The 217-nt window shown below is 39.6% G+C and carries 1 protein-coding gene; it reads right to left on the bottom strand.

Annotated elements, in window-relative coordinates; all coding sequences use genetic code 11:
- Positions 1 to 25: 25 nt before the first annotated feature.
- Positions 26 to 217, bottom strand: a 192-nt coding sequence (locus tag IE222_RS26245) for an iron-sulfur cluster assembly scaffold protein (RefSeq protein WP_191277317.1), incomplete at its 5' end; no start/stop codon positions are given.

Genomic DNA, 217 nt, shown 5'->3' with positions numbered 1-217 from the left:
GTTACAGTAACGATTGGCGAAAAATTTACCCAATAGCAGGTTTACTATCATCCTGTTTGTCAAGATAATCCATTACAGCAAGATGCAAAGCTCCTGCTCCTAAATTGGAACAGTGAGCTTTTTCTTCGGGAAGCACACCGATGGCTTCCAGTATATCATCATCGGTGATTTTTAAAGCCTCTTCTATAGTTTTACCTGTGGCAAGTTCAGTCATAAT

This window comes from Neobacillus kokaensis (genome assembly GCF_014656545.1).
Lineage (GTDB): Bacteria > Bacillota > Bacilli > Bacillales > Cytobacillaceae > Neobacillus > Neobacillus kokaensis.
The sequence above is the reverse complement of the archived record's forward strand: the minus strand, read 5'-3'. Positions and strand labels throughout refer to the sequence as shown.